Origin of the sequence: Rhodococcus sp. DK176 (assembly GCF_038447315.2) — a bacterium.
In the GTDB taxonomy this organism is placed as follows: domain Bacteria; phylum Actinomycetota; class Actinomycetes; order Mycobacteriales; family Mycobacteriaceae; genus Rhodococcus_F; species Rhodococcus_F jostii_A.
The window spans coordinates 4292140-4307581 of the sequence record NZ_CP118321.2; the positions used below are offsets into that span (position 1 = coordinate 4292140).

Genomic DNA, 15442 nt, shown 5'->3' on the forward strand with positions numbered 1-15442 from the left:
TTCCTGGTGTTTCAGCGCAGCCCACGCTACCAACTGCATCCGGTGCTTCGGGATCAGCCTAGGGGAGCACATAATCTTCGTCATCGTGTGTTCCCATATCGGTCAGCAATCAGAACCCGACGCCTCTCCCGGAAAGGCGTCGGGGACGGTGATCGATGCCAGCGCACTGACGCGGTGCCGCCACCGGGTGCACCTCGATGCGGCGTTCCCCGAACAACTCGCGGCCGCGCCCGAGGACCCGGGCGTCCGCCAGCGTCAGGATTCCGCCGCCGCCAAGCGTGAAGACGTCCGCCGGATCCTCACCGGCCACGCACCGGAACGGTGGGTGCAGATCGACACCGAGCAGAGCCTGCGCCTGCGGGCCGAGGACACCCTGGCCGCGTGCGAGGCAGGCGCGGACCGCATCTGGGGAGCGGTGCTCCCACTCGACCGGGACGCCGGCAGGCGGGCGCGCTGCGAGATCCTCATCCGTGACGAGGACCACGGTGGGTACATCCCCGTGATCGTCGTCAATCACAAGGTCACCGATCCCGGCCGCGGCGCGCTGACGTCGGACATGTTCGAGTGGCGACCGCGGGAGGACGCGACGCGGAAGCCGCGCAGCCAGGTCCGCGACCAGATGCGCGTCGCGCAGGTGTACCGGATGCTCGAGCGGCACGGGTTCGCGAGTCCGGCCCTGGTGGCCGGCGCGATCGGCTACGGCTCCGACGTCATCTTCGTGCACGACCTCACCACAATCCTCGACGACTACGACGAACGCTTCGCCGACCGGCTCGCCGTCGCCCGCGGGGAATCGGCGACCGTGCCGTCGAGGATCGGCGAATGCCGTTCCTGCCCGTGGTGGCCCGGATGCGAGGAGCAGCTGACCCAGACACACGACGTGAGCCTGGTGGCCACCGGTTCCCGCGCCGACATGCTGCGCGACGCGGGCTGCCACACCATCGACGACCTCGCGGCGTGGGACCGCGAACCGCTCGAGGACTGGCCGCACGGCGCGTTCGAGGACGCCGTCGTCACCGCGAAGGCGTGGCTCGCGGGAGCACCGCTGGTGCGACGGTTCCCGGAGATCCGGGTGACCCGCGCGGACGTCGAGGTGGACGTCGACATGGAGAGCTACCAGGAACACGGCGCCTACCTGTGGGGCACGCTGCTCAATGTGGACGGGGTGTCGGCGTACCGGCCGTTCGTCAGCTGGGATCCGGTGCCGACGCAGGACGAGGCACGGTCGTTCGCGGAATTCTGGACGTGGCTGATGGCCGAGCGGGAAGCGGCGGCGCTGAGCGGCAGAACCTTCGCCGCGTACTGCTATTCGCGGTCCGCGGAGGACAAGTGGTTGCTGGACTCCGCCCGCCGGTTCGCCGGGGCACCCGGAATCCCTACCGAAGCCGACATCCGCGAATTCATCGACAGCCCACAATGGGTCGACATCTACCAGGCCGTCAGCGACCAGTTCATCTGCCCGGGCGGTAAGGGTCTCAAGAAGATCGCCCCCGTCGCCGGATTCCGGTGGCGCGACGCCGACGCCAGCGGCGAAGCGTCGATGAGCTGGTACCGCGAAGCCGTCGGCTACGACGGCGAACCCGACCTCACCCAGCGCGAACGACTGCTGCAATACAACGAGGATGACGTCATCGCCACGAAAGTGCTGCGCGAATGGATGTCGGATCGGGCCGAGAAGGAGATCCCGCTCGCGTCCGACCTCTAGGCTGCAAGGCAGGCCCGATTCGGTAGGGGTGGTCAGGTGGAGGTGCCGAAGACATCCACGACGCTGCGGTTCGCTCTGCTCCTCACTGCCGCAGGCGGCTTCCTCGACGCCTACACCTACATCAGCCGCGGCGGCGTCTTCGCGAACGCCCAGACCGGCAACGTCATCCTCATGGCCATCGACCTGTCGGAGCGGCACTTCCACGCTGCCCGGGCACACCTGTGGCCGATCCTCGCGTTCATCGTCGGTGTCGCGTTCGCGCACCTGCTCAAGAGCGAACTCGCCCACAGCGTCTTCGACCACCCGATCCGGATCGCCATGGTCGCGCAGATCGTCGTCCTCGTCGCGGTCGCGTTCGTTCCCCCCAACGTCCCCAACGCGCTGGTCACCGTTCCCATCGCGTTCGTCGCCGCCATGCAGTTCGGCCTGTTCCGCACCATCGGGTCGCTGTCGTACATCGCCGTCGCCACCACCGGCAACCTCATGCGCTTCACCGAGTCGGCGTACGCCGGATTCATCGAGAAGGTCCCCGAATCGCGTCAGCACACCCGGGTGTACGCCGCCATCGTCACCAGCTTCGCCGGTGGGGCCGTCGTCGGAGCGTTCGCCACCCGCTACTTCGGTGGATCCGCCGCCTGGATCCCCGCCGCCCTCCTGTGCGGAGCCCTCGTGCTGTTCTACATCGACGACAGGCGGCGCCGCCGCCTGTGAGCGGTCGACGAGTCCCTGGACTCCTCAACCGCGCACGGGTGGCGAAGCCGCAACTCCGAGGGAATAGGCGCCGACGATCTTCGGCGCGGATGTCTCGTAGAACCGGTCGAGGTCCCGGACGTCGAATCCGGCGTTCGTCACCAGGGTGGGAATGTCGCGGGTGAGGTGGCATCCACCGGCGACGGTCTTCTGGAGCGGTTCGAGCCGGCGCTGCCACCGCTGCACGTTGGCGTCCGGGGCAAGGCCGTGCTCGACGAAATGCAGTGTGCCGCCCGGTTTGAGGACGCGCCGGACCTCCCGGAGTGCGGAATCGACGTCCGGGATGGTGCACATCGTCCACGTCGACAGCGCCGTGTCGAAACTGTTGTCCGGGAAGGAGAGTGACTGGCCGTCCAGGCCGGACCGCTCGACCGGTGTCGTCGACGCCGCCAGACGCTTGCCCGCCAGCTTCCAGCCGAGGTCGGCCGGTTCGACGGCGCTCACCGAATCGACGGCGGCCGGGTAGAACGGGACGTTGAGACCCGACCCGAATCCGATCTCCACCACACGCCCGTGCAGACCGGCGCAGACGCGTCGTCGCGTCGGCTCCGTGAACTTCATCCCGCAACTGATGTCGACGAGCCGCGGAACGATCCGGTCCGAGTAGAACCCCATGCCCACCTCCCAGCGAAGGGCGCTTCGCGCCCCGTGCGCGGTTGAAGAGTCCAGAGACTCGTTAACCACGCACGGGTGGCGGAGCCGCCTACCGCGGCGCCATGCGCAGAGCGCCGTCCATTCGAATGGTCTCACCGTTGAGGTAGTCGTGTTCGACGATCATCTGGGCGAGCTGTGCGTATTCGGCGGGCTGACCGAGGCGCGAGGGGAACGGGACGCCGGCCTCGAGGCCCTTGCGGTATTCGTCGGTGACACCAGCGAGCATCGGGGTGTCGATGATGCCGGGGGCGATGGTGTTGACCCGGATGCCGAACTGCGCGAGGTCGCGGGCGGCGGGGACGGTCATGCCGTGCACGCCACCCTTGGACGCGGAGTAGGCGATCTGCCCGATCTGGCCTTCGAACGCGGCGACGGATGCGGTGTTGATGATGACGCCGCGCTGCCCGGACTCGTCGACGGTGTCGGTCTTGGCGATGGCGTCGGCGGCGAGGCGCATGACGTTGAACGTGCCGAGCAGGTTGACCGTGATGACGGTGCGGAACAGTTCGAGGTCGTGCGGGCCCTTCTTCGACAGGATGCGCCCGGCCCAGCCGACGCCGGCACAGTTGACGACGATGCGCAGCGGCAGACCCGATTCGACGATCTTCTCGATCGCGGCCTGGACCTCGTCGCCGCTGGTGACGTCGGTGGCGAGGAGGGTCACGCCGTCGGGGACCTTGTCGCCGGCGCGCTCGATGGACTGCTGCAGGTCGAGTCCGAACACGGTGGCTCCGGCGTCGGCGAGACGCTTGGCGGTGGCGGCGCCGAGGCCGGAGGCCGCTCCGGTGACCAGTGCGGCGGTTCCCTGAATTTCCACAGTTCGCATCCTTACTTTCCCGGCGACCTCCGTTGGCCGACCCTGGTGACCTGCACCATAACGCCCGCTCGGTGTGACGGCAGAGGCGAGGGAAACGTCACGGGCGACGGGAGCGGGTAGTTTGTCTTCTCGCGCGGATCAGGGGACGCGCAGGACCGTAGGGGGACGGATGACCGAGGACCGGCTCGAAGTGGATCGCGACGCGTTGGTGCGGTGCATCGCCGCGTGCGAGGTGTTGGCGGCCGACATGCAGGACCTGCGAGAGCGAGCGCACCGCGAACTCGCGCCCGAGAGCTTCGGTCTCGGCGAAACCCATCTGCGGTCGGCGGCGGACCTGGCGGCCCGGTTCCGGGCGACGGCGATCGGCGGCCCGGGCGTCGCCGTCGAGAACTCGGCGGTCGGGACGTTCGCGGCGCACGAGCGTTACGCGCTGGACCTGAAGGCGACGTTCGAAGCGGCGCTGGCCCGGTACGACGAGCAGGACGCGGCGACGGCACACCGCCTCGAGCAACTCTGACCACGTTCAGTGCGCAATTCTGCAGGGAAATATCGAGTGTGGGACTGCAGTTCTGCGCACTCGCGTCAGTGAATGTGCGCCTGCCAGTCCGCTGGAACCCGTGGACCGGGACCGGGAACGGTCTGGTCGATCGGATGATGTTGCGGCGGGGCAAGGTCGGGTCCTTCGAAGGCAATCTCGGTGGCGTAGTTCCAGAACCAGTTCTCGCCCGGTTCGAAGCTCCGCACGACGGGGTGCCCGGTGTCGGCGGCGTGCTTGGTGGCGTGCTGCTCCGGGGAGGTGTCGCAGCAACCGATGTGGCCGCACTGCGCGCACCGGCGCAGGTGCACCCACCACCCGCCGTCGCGGTCGCACTCGGCGCACCCCTCTCCGCTCGGCGGCACGCTCGGGTCGATTCCCTCCAGCTCACCCATCTGAGGCTCCTTCTGCTGCTGCGACTTCGGGTTCGATCGGGATGCGGACCTGGAACCGGGTGTCGCCCGGTTCGGACTCCACACGCAGGTCGCCGCGATGCTTCTTCACGACGATCCGCCACGAGATGTCGAGGCCGAGTCCGGTTCCCTCACCCACGGGTTTCGTCGTGAAGAACGGTTCGAAGATGCGCGACCGGATCTCTTCGGGCACACCCGGTCCGGTGTCGCCGATCTCGATGAGGGCCATGTCGCCGTCGCGGCGGGTGCGGACGGTGAGGGTGCCGTGGCCGTCCATGGCGGCGACGGCGTTGTCGATGAGGTTCGTCCACACCTGGTTGAGTTCCGCGGCGTACGCCGGGATCTGCGGCAGCGTCGGGTCGTACTCTTTCACCACCGTGACGGAGTCGCCGATCTTGCGGCCGAGCATCACCAGCGAGCTGTCGAGCAGTTCCCGCAGATCGACGCGCTGGTAGGGGGCGCGGTCCATCTGCGAGTACTGCTTCGCGGCGTTCACCAGGGTGGACACCCGGGCGGTCGAGTCGGCGATCTCGTTCATCAGCAGTTCGGTCTCGATGGTGTAGTTGAGCCAGCGGATCGCGCTCTCGACCATCGATTCGTCGTCGACGCTGGCGACGATCCGCTCGAGCCACGGCACGTCGAGACCCGCCTGCACGAACGTGGGCGCCAGGTCCCAGCCACCGGAGACGCCGTGGTCGTCGAACCAGTCGCCGAGTTCGTCCTCGCGGTCGGACGCTTCGAGCGGGGTCAGCGTCGGCGCCTTCGCGACCAGTTCGGCTGTCTCCTCCTGCAACCGGATCAACGTGGCCAGCGCCTGCCGGTCGTACACGCCCGAGGCGATCACGCTCAGTTTCTGCCGCATGTGCGACACCCGGTCGCGCAGCGACGCCGTCGCCCGGACCGCGGCGGCCGCCGGGTTGTTGAGCTCGTGGGTGAGCCCCGCCGACAGCGACCCCAGCGCGAGGAGGCGTTCCCGCTGATCGACGACCTGCTTCGCGTTCTGGCTGCCGAAGAACAGCCCCTCCAGCAGGTGTACGGCCATCGGGAACCATTCGCGCATCAGCTGCCCGAAGCGGTCGGCGTCGAGGACGAAGAACCTCGACGGGGCGGTGACGCGCATCGACGCGGTGTACGTCTGGGGTGCTCGGTCACCGAGATACGACTGCCAGGCCCCGGAGTACACGCCGCGCTGGGACGTCCGGCTGAACTCGATCTCCTCGCCGCCCGACAGCTTGCTCAGCACGAGCTCGCCTTCGATCAGCACGTAGAAGCACGTCGCAACCTCACCTTCCGCGAACACGGGGCCGGGTTCGATCAGTTCGACGTGCCCTTTCTCGCACAGCTGCTCGAGCTGGTGGTCGGTGAGCTTCTCGAAGAGGAACAACGTCCTCAGCTCGGGGGGATTGCACGGGAGTTGGCTCATGGTCTGCCCCTGGTCACGGTTGGCCGATGTAGCGGTGGACGAGCATCACGGCCATGGCGCCTTCCCCGACCGCCGACGCCACCCGCTTCGCCGATTCGGAGCGCACGTCACCCGCCGCGAAGATCCCCGGGACGCTCGTCTCGAGGTGATGGGGGAGACGGTCGAGGGGCCAGCCGCTCGGCGGTTTCCCGTCGACGACGAGGTCGGGTCCGGACACGACGAACCCGTTCTCGTCCCGCGCGACGACACCCTCGAGCCACTCGGTCCGCGGGATGGCGCCGATGAACAGGAACAGGAACCCGGCGTCGACGGTCTCCTCGTCGCCGGTGGCGTTGTTGCGCAGCCGGACCTTCTCGAGGTGACCCTCGCCCTCGACGCCGATCACCTCGGTGCAGGGCCGGACGCGGATGCGCGGGTTCCGTTCGATCTGCTGGACGAGGTAGTACGACATCGAATCCTCGAGCGACTGCGCCCGGACGACGATGGTGACGGACCGGGCGCCCCGCGACAGGTAGACCGCCGCCTGTCCGGCGGAGTTGGCCCCGCCGACGATGTAGACGTCCTGGTCGGTGCAGCGGGCGGCCTCGGTGACGGCGGAGCCGTAGTAGACGCCGCGACCGGTGAGGTCGTCGACTCCGGGCGCGGGATGACGCCGGTAGGAGACGCCGGTCGCCAGGATCACCGTGTGTGCGTCGATGGTGTCGCCGTCCGCGAACCGGACGGTCCGCGCCGATCCGTTGACCTCGAGCGCCACGACGTCGCGGGTGGTGATCAGTTCGGCCCCGAATCGGGTGGCCTGCCTGCGGGCCCGTTCGGCGAGCTGCGCGCCGGACACCCCGTCGGGGAAACCGAGGTAGTTCTCGATGCGTGAGCTCTGACCCGCCTGGCCGCCGGTCGCGGTCCGTTCGATCAGGGCGGTGCGCAGACCCTCCGAGGCGCCGTAGACGGCGGCGCCCAGACCGGCCGGTCCGCCGCCGACGACGACGAGGTCGTAGAAGTTCTCCGACGGGTCGGTCCGGAGACCGAGATGCCGGCCCAGTTCGGTGTCCGACGGCTCCACCAGGCATTCGCCGTCGGAGCAGATCACCACGGGCAGGCGCCGGCCGTCCTCGCCTGCGGCGGTGAGCAGCCGACCGCCTTCCGGCTCGTCCGACATGTACCAGCGGTACGACAGTTGGTTGCGGGCCAGGAACTCGCGCACTTCCGAAGACCGCGGCGCCCAGCGATGTCCCACGACCTTCGTCTCCTCGGCGGGGTGGTGATCCGACGACGCCCACGCCTCGAGCAGCGCGTCGACCACCGGGTACAGCTTCTCCTCGGGCGGGTCCCACGGTTTGAGGAGGTAGTGGTCGAGGTCGATGACGTTGATCGCCTCGATGGCCGCGTCCGTGTCGGCGTAGGCCGTGAGCAGCACGCGCCGCGCGACCGGATACAGGTCCATGGCCTTCTCGAGGAACTCGATCCCGCTCATCGACGGCATCCGGTAGTCCGCGAGGATCGCCGCGACGGGATCCCCGCGCAGCTTCATCTGCTTCATCGCGTCGAGTGCGGACTCGCCGGATTCGGCGCGGATGATCCGGTACTTCTCGCCGTATCGGCGCCGCAGATCGCGGGCGACCGCGCGCGAGACCCCGGGATCGTCGTCGACGGTGAGAATCGCAGGCTTGCCGCTCGCTACGGGATGGTTCACACACGCCCTCTCGTCCGTGAGAACTGCGAGGTACTCCAAGACTTCCGAGTATTGCCCGAGGGCGCGTCTTTGTCGACCGGGTTCAGTCCTGGTGCTGCATCTGTTCGGGCTCTGCCGCGGCACCGCGGCGGCGCCGCGACCACACTGCGCGACCGGCCGCACCGGCCAGCGCCAGAACGACGACGGCGGCGCCGGCGATCGGGCCGGCCACGTTGCCGGGGAGCAGGCCCTCGAGCAGTAACCAGATGCCGAACGCGAAGAACAGAACGGCCGCACCGATGCGGATGACACTCTCGGGCAGATGCTTACCCAGCACGGCGCCGACGACGATGGCGAGGGCGTCGGCCGCGACCATGCCGACGGTCGAGCCGATCCACACGCCGATCGTGTCGTGGTCGGTGGCGAGCGTGATGGTGGCGAGCATGGTCTTGTCGCCGAGTTCGGCGAGGAAGAAGGCGGACGTGACTGCCAGGAATGCGGAGCGGGTGGCCCGTCCGGCCTTGAGCTGCTCGTCCTCGCTGAGGTCGTCGCCGCGCAGCGTCCACGCACCGAAGATCAGGAAGGCCGCACCGCCGACGATGCTGATCGCCGCGGTCGGGAGCGCGACACCGAGGTAGTGGCCGACGGCGACGGACACCAGGTGGACCACGGTGGTCGCGACGGTGATGCCGGCTATCACGACCCACCAGCGGTAGCGCAGGGCGAACGTCATCGCCATCAGCTGGGATTTGTCTCCCAGTTCGGCGACGAAGATCACGCCGAAGCTCAGTAGTGCTGCGGTCAGCACGGGCATCCTCCTCCTGTGTCGGTCGGAGGATGACGGGTGGATTCCTCCGGCCTGGCAGACGCGGGTACGTCTGTCCGGCCGAAGGTCTCGCCCACCGGCGCCGGGTGATCCGGCGACGGTTCGCCAGGCCGGGTCCGGTGCGGTGAAGCAACGAGCCAGTATGTCGACACAGGCGATTGGGGGCTACTCCCCTTCGATGTCCGTAACGTTAGCGTGACTTATTTGAAAAGGCAAAGGCGGCAATAAGTTTGGGGCACCGACCGCTGAAACTTCGGGTACCCTCACGAGGCGAGCAGCATGGCCAAAACGGCCGTGTCGGGATCGCTGATCGGGTCGATGCCGACCCGGCTGACCATGGACGTCACCGTTCCGTCCGCCTCTGCCTCCACCCACGCCGCCCGGTGTTCCAGCCCCAGGTGGGGGAGTCCGGGGAGCAGGACGCAGCCCGACGCGGCGCCCGCGCACTCCGGGAGCGACGGGGTCGTCTCGGACGGCGGGTGCAGCATCATCAGCGCCGGCGGCTGATGATCCGCGAAGCGGCCGGGAGCGAGCGCGAACTCCCCGAGAACTGTGCCCTCGGCCACCACGAGGCCGACGGTCTCGGGTTCGGGCTCCTCCGGCAGGTCCTCGTGCGCACCGAAGACGGTCGTGGTGTGGAGCAGCCCCGGAACGCACGCCACCCGCACGGCGAGCGCGAGCAACTGGGCCCATTCCTTGGTGGTGTCGGGCCAGCGCCCGGAAATGACGAATCCCCGCAAAGTACCCGCGGCCTGGAAGGGCGAGATGCCGATGTAGCCGTCCCTGTTCATCTCTGCCTCCTCGGTGTGATGACACGCTTCGAACATGATTCGTTCTGCACACCTCGTTGGGTACTTGAAGAATGCGCCCGACAGTGCCTGGCACACAAGAGCAGGCGAGTGCTAAAGGATCTTCACGCGGGCGAGCATCTCAGAGAATCCTCAGAATCGCCACAATCTGCCGCTACGAAAGCCACCTATCCTCACCGGAATGACCTCTGAGCGCGCACGGAATTCCGCGAATCACGCCCGAACCGAGTCGACGCGAAAGGTCCTCACTTCGCGGCGCGTCGCCGCGGCCACGATGGCAGGCCTGGTCCTGGCGTCCGCGGGGGGACTCGGGTACGTGTTCCTCGGTGACAGCGCGGCAGACAGCCGGACCGTGGCCATCGTCAACACCGACGCCGGCGCGACCGTGGACGGAAAACCGGTGCGTGCGAGCGACACCCTCATCGAGAAGCTCGAGGCGAACGAGGCCTTCGACTGGCAGGTGGTCGACGCGGACGCAGCGGCGGGCGGCGACTGGTTCGCCACGGTGACCGTGCCCGAGGACTTCAGCGAGGCGGTGTCCTCGGTGTGGGGCGCGAAGCCGCGGCAGGCGACCCTCGACCTCGACGTCGCGGGTTCCGACACCGGTGCGTCAGAGGAACTCTCCGGAGTGGTGTCCTCCCAGATCGGCGCGGACGGCATCACGGATCTGCTGGCGGACATGTCCTCGTCGCGGACGCGGTTCCAGCAGGCGGGCATGACGGCCGGGTTCCTCGCCGCCGGCACGGCCGCGGCGGACGATGCGGCGCAACAGCTCACGGAGGGCGCCGACACTCTCCTCCCGTATCTCGAGAAGGCACGTTCCGGCTCGGTGCAACTGCTGGGCGTCGCCGACCAGGTGGCCGGTGTGGTCGACCAGACGTCGGGAACGGCCGACGACCTCGCGGACCGGTTGAGCGCGCTGGGCCTGACGCTGGGCGAAGCGAACGACAGCGCCACCCGGATGCGCACCAGAATCGACGAGGCGATCCGCGTTCTCGACGCCACACCCGTTGCATCGGACGTGGTCCCGTCGCTCCGACAGGTCAGTGCCGACCTCGAACTCTTCTCCGCACAGCTGGGTTCGGTGCCCGGACTGGTGGGCGGAGGAGTCGGCCCCGACACGGACTTGGGCGAACTCGTGCGCGTCGCGATGGGTCAGCTCACCGACGCCAGCAATCAGCTGAGCAGCGGGGCACGGCAACTGAACGACGGCATCGTTCCGATCGCCGATCAGGCACCGGAGATGCTCGAAGGCGCCACCTCGCAGATCGTCGACGGGTTCGCGAAACTGAAGACGTTGTCGGGGCAGCTGTCCACCGACCTCAACAACGGTGTCGCGGCGATGCCGGTGCGTACGGCGGCTCAGCAGAACCAGTTGGCGACGGTGCTCGCCGAACCGGTCGCGGTGACCCGCACACTGTCCGCGCCGTCACCGCTCCTCACCGCCGAGCACCTCGCCGTCGGCTTCGGGATCACCACCGTGCTGCTGGCGGGTGCCGTCGTGTGGATGGGCCTGCGGCGCAGGGCCTGACCGTCAGCGGGCGTCCTGGATACGACGCCACGGTGTGGCCTGCTCGAGCTCGAACGCCAACTCGAGCAGCGTCCGCTCGTCGCCGTGGTCGGCGGAGAAATGCGACGCCAGCGGCAGGCCGCGGGACGTCTCGTGCAGCGGCAGCGAGATGGCCGGTCCGCCCGAAGCGTTGTTGAGCGGCGTGAACGCCGTATAGGCGATCAGCTTGTCGAAGAGCTCCTCGAAACTCTGTGTCGGCGAGAGGTATCCGAGCTCCGGCGTCGTGTGAGCCAGGGTGGGCGACAGGATCACGTCGTACTTCTGAAAGATCTGCGCGTACTCACGGTACGTGCGCCGCAACCGGTAGAGCACCCGCGGAGTCTTCGCGATCTTCCTGCGGTACATCGCGGCGAGTCCGCGCGTCAGGTTGTCGGTGGCGTCGCGGTCGAAGTCCGGTCCGAGCATCCGCTTGCCGTTGCTGGAGATGACGAACGACAGGAATCCCCAGTAGATGCAGAAGTCCTCGACGAACGAGGAGTTCACCGGCATCGGGCACTCCTCGACGTGGTGCCCGAGGTCGGCCAGCAGATCGGCGGTCGCGTGGACCGACTTGCGGGTCTCGTCGTCCGTGCGGGAGGCGGTGACCGAGTCGACCACCACCCCGACCGTCAGCCGGGTGCTGCTCGGCCCCTCGACCAATCGGATGGGTGGCAGCGCCGGATTGCGGTAGTAGCGTTCGGCGGCCGCCATCCACTGTGCGGTGTCCCGCACCGAGCGGGTGACGGCGCCCTGCGCGATGATCCGGATCGGCAACGTCTTGTCCATGGCGTCGGGGACCGTCCGCCCGCGGGACGGTTTCAGGCCGACGAGCCCACACGCGGCCGCGGGAATGCGGATGGATCCGCCACCGTCGTTGGCGTGCGCGATCGGCACGACACCCGAAGCGACGAGCGCGGCCGAACCACCCGAGGACGCTCCCGGCGAAAACGCGGGATTCCACGGATTGTGCACGGCCTCGGCGTCCATGAACTCGGTGGACGCGCTGAACCCGAACTCGGGGAGCCGGCTCTTCCCCAGCGAGAGCACACCTGTGGACAGGTACTGCGTGACGAAGTCGCTGTCGACCGGGGCGGGTTGCGCGGCGAAGGCGACGCTGCCGTGCTGCGTGGGCAGGCCGGAGACGTCGACGTTGTCCTTGACGACGGTCGGCACCCCCGCGAAGGCGCCCTCGTGCGGGCGGTCCGCCTCCGTCAGTGCACGGTCGAAGTCGGCGAATGCCAGGGCGTTCAGGGCGGGTCCGACGGATTCGGCGCGCGCGATCGCCGCCTCCGTCACCTCGCGGATCGACACCTCTCCGGAGGCGATCCGTGCCGCGAGGCCGGTGGCGTCGAGGTCGCCGAGCGCGTCGTCGCGGAATGCGTGGACGACGGTGTCGTCCCGGGCGGGGTTGCTGAACTCGGTCACTTCCGAAGCCTATTGGACGCTCGGCCTGCTCGGAAGGAATTCCGGACCCGAAACGAGCACGGGCGCACGGACACACCCGAGAGTGGTCCGTGCGCCCATGGCTGCGAAGAAGAAACTAGACGATCAGGCCCGCGGTCTGCGTGCGTGCCTTCTCGAAACGAGCGGCGACGTCCGCCCAGTTCACGATGTTCCAGAAGGCCTTGACGTAGTCGCCCTTGACGTTCTGGTAGTCGAGGTAGAAGGCGTGCTCCCACATGTCGAGGAGCAGCAGCGGCGTGAGGCCGATCGGGATGTTGCCCTGCTGGTCGTACAGCTGGACGATGAGCAGGCGCTGGCCGATGGAGTCCCAGGCCAGGATGGACCAGCCGGAGCCCTGGATGGCGTTGGCGTTGGCCGAGAAGTGGTTGCGGAACGCGTCGAAGCCGCCGAACTGGTCGTCGATCGCGGCAGCGAGCTCACCGGTCGGCTTGTCGCCACCGTCGGGCGAGAGGTTGTTCCAGAAGACGGAGTGGTTGGTGTGGCCGCCCAAGTGGAAGGCGAGGTTCTTCTCGTGCAGGTTGACCACGGCGGGCAGGGTGTCCGACTCGCGGAGCTCGGCCAGCTTGTCGAGGGCCGTGTTGGCACCGGTCACGTACGCGGCGTGATGCTTGTCGTGATGCAGTTCCATGATCTTGCCGGAGATGTGCGGCTCGAGAGCTGCGTAGTCGTACGGGAGTTCCGGCAGCGTGTAAACAGACACGAGGGTCCCTTCATCTATGGGCGTGTGAGCCCTTGTGTTTCCGGGTGCCGACGACACGTGGGCACGCGTCTGACACCCGCCTTTGGCGAATCGTTCTCGGGTATATACCCAATCTCATTGGTACACCCTGCGCAACAGTTGGGGTCACCGAGCGATTCCCTCACAGGAAAGTTCGGGCACCCGAAAAAATGCTGACGAGGTGACACTGGATGTCGTGAGAATTCGTCCGACCGGTGAACGGAACCTTAAGCTGACGCGATGCCTTCGCTGATACCTGTTGCAGATTCGCATGCGGCCGCGCCGCGTGTGGAGCTCACGGGCGCGAATCTGCTCCGCTTCTTCGCAGTTCTGGCCGTGATCTACTCGCACATCTCGTTCTATCTGATCGACGACCTCGGAACCGGATGGTGGTTCATCGACGTCGTCTATCAAATCTTCATCGAGCGGGGCGGTCTCAACCAGCATCTGTCCTTTCTCGGGGTCGCCGTCTTCATGATGCTGACCGGGGTGTTGATCACCCGTTCGGCCATTCGTCACGAGCCCGGGCAATTTCTGTTCAACCGGCTCGGGCGAATCCTGCCCGCATTCTGGGTGGCCGTTCTCGCCGCGATCGTGCTCGTCCGCGTCGGCATCAACGGCATGTTCAGCGGCCAGGACGGGGTGTCGAATGTCGACGCGGCGCTGAGTTTCGTGCTCGGCGGCTTCTTCCTCAAACCCGAGGTGGCGGTTCTCGGCGTCACCTGGACCCTCGCCGTGCAGATCTGCTTCTACCTCGCCTGCGTGGCCGCGCGCCCCGTGCTGCGCACCCTGCCCATCGCGATGCCGATGGCCGGGGCCGCGGTCTGCGCGTTGATCCTGCTCTACAACCTGTACGCGCCGCAGCCGTACACGGTCCCCATGCTGTCCAAGATCGCCGCGACGCTCCCGGCCGTGTTCCTCGGGCAGATCATCTACCTCGGCTGGGCGCGACTTGCGGACTGCCGGTGGATCGTCGTCGCCGGGCTGGCCCAGGTCGAGGTCATCCGCCTCGCCACCGACTTCCGCGTGTACTGGGCAGGCGACCACTACCTCTGGACATTCGCCGTCGTCACCGCGTGCGTCGTGCTGGTGGGCCGATACGACGGCCCCGCGGCGCACTGGGCCGTCGTGCGGTGGACCGCGACGCGCAGCTACGCGATCTACCTCGTCCACACCCTGATCCTCTACCGCGTGTACGAGCACACGGTCGGCTCGTTCGGCGAGACCGGGGCGGTGATCGCATTCCTCGTGGTGACGGCACTGGTGTCGGAGGCGCTGTACCGGTGGGTGGAGATCCCCGCGACGGGGTGGGTCACGGCTCGCGTCGAGCGGATGCGCGCGCAGTCGGCGCTCGCGCGGGAGGTCACCCCGGCACCGCGCGTAGCATCGAATCATGTCTTGGTACGACGAGCTTCTGGGTCGAGCAGCCGCTAAGTCCGTGATGGTCACCGCCGAGGATGCCCTCCCCGGACGTAGTCAGCCGATTCCCGTTCCGGCGACGCACTTCGTCAACGGTCACCCCCTGCAACCCCCGTTCCCCGAGGGCATGCAGACCGCGGTGGTGGGCATGGGCTGTTTCTGGGGCGCCGAGAAGGAGTTCTGGCAACTCGACGGCGTCTACACCACCGCGGTGGGATACGCCGGCGGCTACACGCCCAATCCCACCTACGAGGAAACGTGCTCCGGTCGCACCGGGCACACCGAGGTGGTGCTCGTGGTCTTCGATCCCAAGGTGATCTCGTACGCCGAGATCCTCAAGGAGTTCTGGGAGAACCACGACCCCACGCAGGGCATGCGGCAGGGCAACGACCAGGGAACGCAATACCGTTCGGCCATCTACACGATCGACGAACAGCAGGTGGAGATCGCCGAGGCCACCGGTGAGGCCTTCGAGAAGAGGCTCGCCGAAGCCGGATACGGGGCGATCACCACGGAAATCGCCCCGCTCACGCAGTTCTACTACGCCGAGGACTACCACCAGCAGTACCTCGCGAAGAACCCCGGTGGTTACTGCCCCGTGCACGCCACCGGCGTCAGCTGCCCGGTCGGTCTGCTGAAGCAGGACGAGGTCCCGGCGCAAACCGACATCCTGCCGCCCTCGTAGTCCCCC

Annotated in this window: 15 protein-coding genes; 6 read left to right on the forward strand and 9 right to left on the reverse strand. The window is 67.7% G+C overall.

Annotated elements, in window-relative coordinates; all coding sequences use genetic code 11:
- Nucleotides 1-148 precede the first annotated feature (148 nt).
- Together PSR88_RS20345 and PSR88_RS20350 are read left to right on the forward strand one after the other, a co-directional pair.
- A complete protein-coding gene (locus tag PSR88_RS20345) occupies nt 149-1705 on the forward strand; it encodes a TM0106 family RecB-like putative nuclease (RefSeq protein WP_342338379.1) in 1557 nt (518 codons plus the stop codon).
- Between the two features lie 36 nt (nt 1706-1741).
- Nucleotides 1742-2416 carry a YoaK family protein gene (locus PSR88_RS20350; RefSeq protein WP_009760490.1) on the forward strand — a complete coding sequence of 225 codons (675 nt, stop codon included), beginning with the start codon at nt 1742-1744 and terminating at the stop codon, nt 2414-2416.
- Nucleotides 2417-2440: 24 nt separating this feature from the next.
- Here PSR88_RS20350 and PSR88_RS20355 read toward each other — a convergent pair whose 3' ends face one another.
- On the reverse strand, nt 2441-3070 hold the full coding sequence (locus tag PSR88_RS20355) for a class I SAM-dependent methyltransferase (protein WP_011596522.1): 630 nt from the start codon (nt 3068-3070) through the stop codon (nt 2441-2443).
- Nucleotides 3071-3158: 88 nt separating this feature from the next.
- Nucleotides 3159-3926: an SDR family NAD(P)-dependent oxidoreductase gene (locus tag PSR88_RS20360; RefSeq protein WP_011596523.1), complete on the reverse strand. Its 768-nt coding sequence runs from the start codon at nt 3924-3926 to the stop codon at nt 3159-3161.
- 169 nt (nt 3927-4095) lie between these two features.
- Between PSR88_RS20360 and PSR88_RS20365 the strand changes: the two genes are divergently transcribed.
- Nucleotides 4096-4443, forward strand: coding sequence for a hypothetical protein (locus PSR88_RS20365; protein WP_011596524.1), 348 nt, complete (start codon nt 4096-4098; stop codon nt 4441-4443).
- Nucleotides 4444-4508: 65 nt separating this feature from the next.
- Here the strand turns inward: PSR88_RS20365 and PSR88_RS20370 are convergent, their stop codons facing one another.
- The 5 genes from PSR88_RS20370 to PSR88_RS20390 form a co-directional block, all read right to left on the reverse strand.
- Nucleotides 4509-4856 (reverse strand): UBP-type zinc finger domain-containing protein, encoded by a 348-nt coding sequence (locus tag PSR88_RS20370; RefSeq protein WP_011596525.1) that lies wholly within the window; start codon nt 4854-4856, stop codon nt 4509-4511.
- Nucleotides 4849-6297 carry an ATP-binding protein gene (locus PSR88_RS20375; protein ID WP_011596526.1) on the reverse strand — a complete coding sequence of 483 codons (1449 nt, stop codon included), beginning with the start codon at nt 6295-6297 and terminating at the stop codon, nt 4849-4851. The genes PSR88_RS20370 and PSR88_RS20375 overlap by 8 nt, the downstream gene beginning before the upstream one ends.
- A 13-nt stretch (nt 6298-6310) precedes the next feature.
- Complete coding sequence (locus tag PSR88_RS20380) at nt 6311-7987, reverse strand: FAD-dependent oxidoreductase (protein ID WP_009477080.1); 1677 nt, start codon at nt 7985-7987, stop codon at nt 6311-6313.
- Between the two features lie 82 nt (nt 7988-8069).
- A complete protein-coding gene (locus PSR88_RS20385) occupies nt 8070-8780 on the reverse strand; it encodes a TMEM165/GDT1 family protein (protein ID WP_016884395.1) in 711 nt (236 codons plus the stop codon).
- Between the two features lie 275 nt (nt 8781-9055).
- Nucleotides 9056-9583, reverse strand: a complete 528-nt coding sequence (locus PSR88_RS20390; RefSeq protein ID WP_005248897.1) for a hypothetical protein — start codon at nt 9581-9583, stop codon at nt 9056-9058.
- A 199-nt stretch (nt 9584-9782) separates the two neighbouring features.
- On the opposite strand from PSR88_RS20390, the gene PSR88_RS20395 reads away from it, so the two are divergent.
- Nucleotides 9783-11132, forward strand: coding sequence for a membrane protein (locus PSR88_RS20395; protein ID WP_011596528.1), 1350 nt, complete (start codon nt 9783-9785; stop codon nt 11130-11132).
- Nucleotides 11133-11135: 3 nt separating this feature from the next.
- On the opposite strand, the gene PSR88_RS20400 is transcribed toward PSR88_RS20395, so the two are convergent.
- Complete coding sequence (locus PSR88_RS20400) at nt 11136-12575, reverse strand: amidase (RefSeq protein ID WP_009477083.1); 1440 nt, start codon at nt 12573-12575, stop codon at nt 11136-11138.
- A gap of 115 nt (nt 12576-12690) precedes the next feature.
- Nucleotides 12691-13314 carry a superoxide dismutase gene (locus tag PSR88_RS20405; protein ID WP_005248891.1) on the reverse strand — a complete coding sequence of 208 codons (624 nt, stop codon included), beginning with the start codon at nt 13312-13314 and terminating at the stop codon, nt 12691-12693.
- Between the two features lie 258 nt (nt 13315-13572).
- On the opposite strand from PSR88_RS20405, the gene PSR88_RS20410 reads away from it, so the two are divergent.
- Complete coding sequence (locus PSR88_RS20410; RefSeq protein ID WP_016884397.1) at nt 13573-14766, forward strand: acyltransferase family protein; 1194 nt, start codon at nt 13573-13575, stop codon at nt 14764-14766.
- The gene (msrA, locus tag PSR88_RS20415; protein WP_037197864.1) at nt 14726-15436 is read left to right on the forward strand and encodes a peptide-methionine (S)-S-oxide reductase MsrA; all 711 of its coding nucleotides are present in this window, start codon (nt 14726-14728) and stop codon (nt 15434-15436) included. Before PSR88_RS20410 ends, msrA begins: the two co-directional genes overlap by 41 nt.
- Nucleotides 15437-15442 lie beyond the last annotated feature (6 nt).

Bases quoted from the DNA above. Each gene is read 5' to 3' on its own strand.
- PSR88_RS20365 (WP_011596524.1), top strand. From the start codon at position 4,096: ATGACCGAGGACCGGCTCGAAGTGGATCGCGACGCGTTGGTGCGGTGC.
- PSR88_RS20375 (WP_011596526.1), bottom strand. From the start codon at position 6,297: ATGAGCCAACTCCCGTGCAATCCCCCCGAGCTGAGGACGTTGTTCCTC.
- PSR88_RS20385 (WP_016884395.1), bottom strand. From the start codon at position 8,780: ATGCCCGTGCTGACCGCAGCACTACTGAGCTTCGGCGTGATCTTCGTC.
- PSR88_RS20395 (WP_011596528.1), top strand. From the start codon at position 9,783: ATGACCTCTGAGCGCGCACGGAATTCCGCGAATCACGCCCGAACCGAG.
- PSR88_RS20390 (WP_005248897.1), bottom strand. From the start codon at position 9,583: ATGAACAGGGACGGCTACATCGGCATCTCGCCCTTCCAGGCCGCGGGT.
- msrA (WP_037197864.1), top strand. From the start codon at position 14,726: ATGTCTTGGTACGACGAGCTTCTGGGTCGAGCAGCCGCTAAGTCCGTG.
- PSR88_RS20370 (WP_011596525.1), bottom strand. From the start codon at position 4,856: ATGGGTGAGCTGGAGGGAATCGACCCGAGCGTGCCGCCGAGCGGAGAG.
- PSR88_RS20355 (WP_011596522.1), bottom strand. From the start codon at position 3,070: ATGGGGTTCTACTCGGACCGGATCGTTCCGCGGCTCGTCGACATCAGT.
- PSR88_RS20410 (WP_016884397.1), top strand. From the start codon at position 13,573: ATGCCTTCGCTGATACCTGTTGCAGATTCGCATGCGGCCGCGCCGCGT.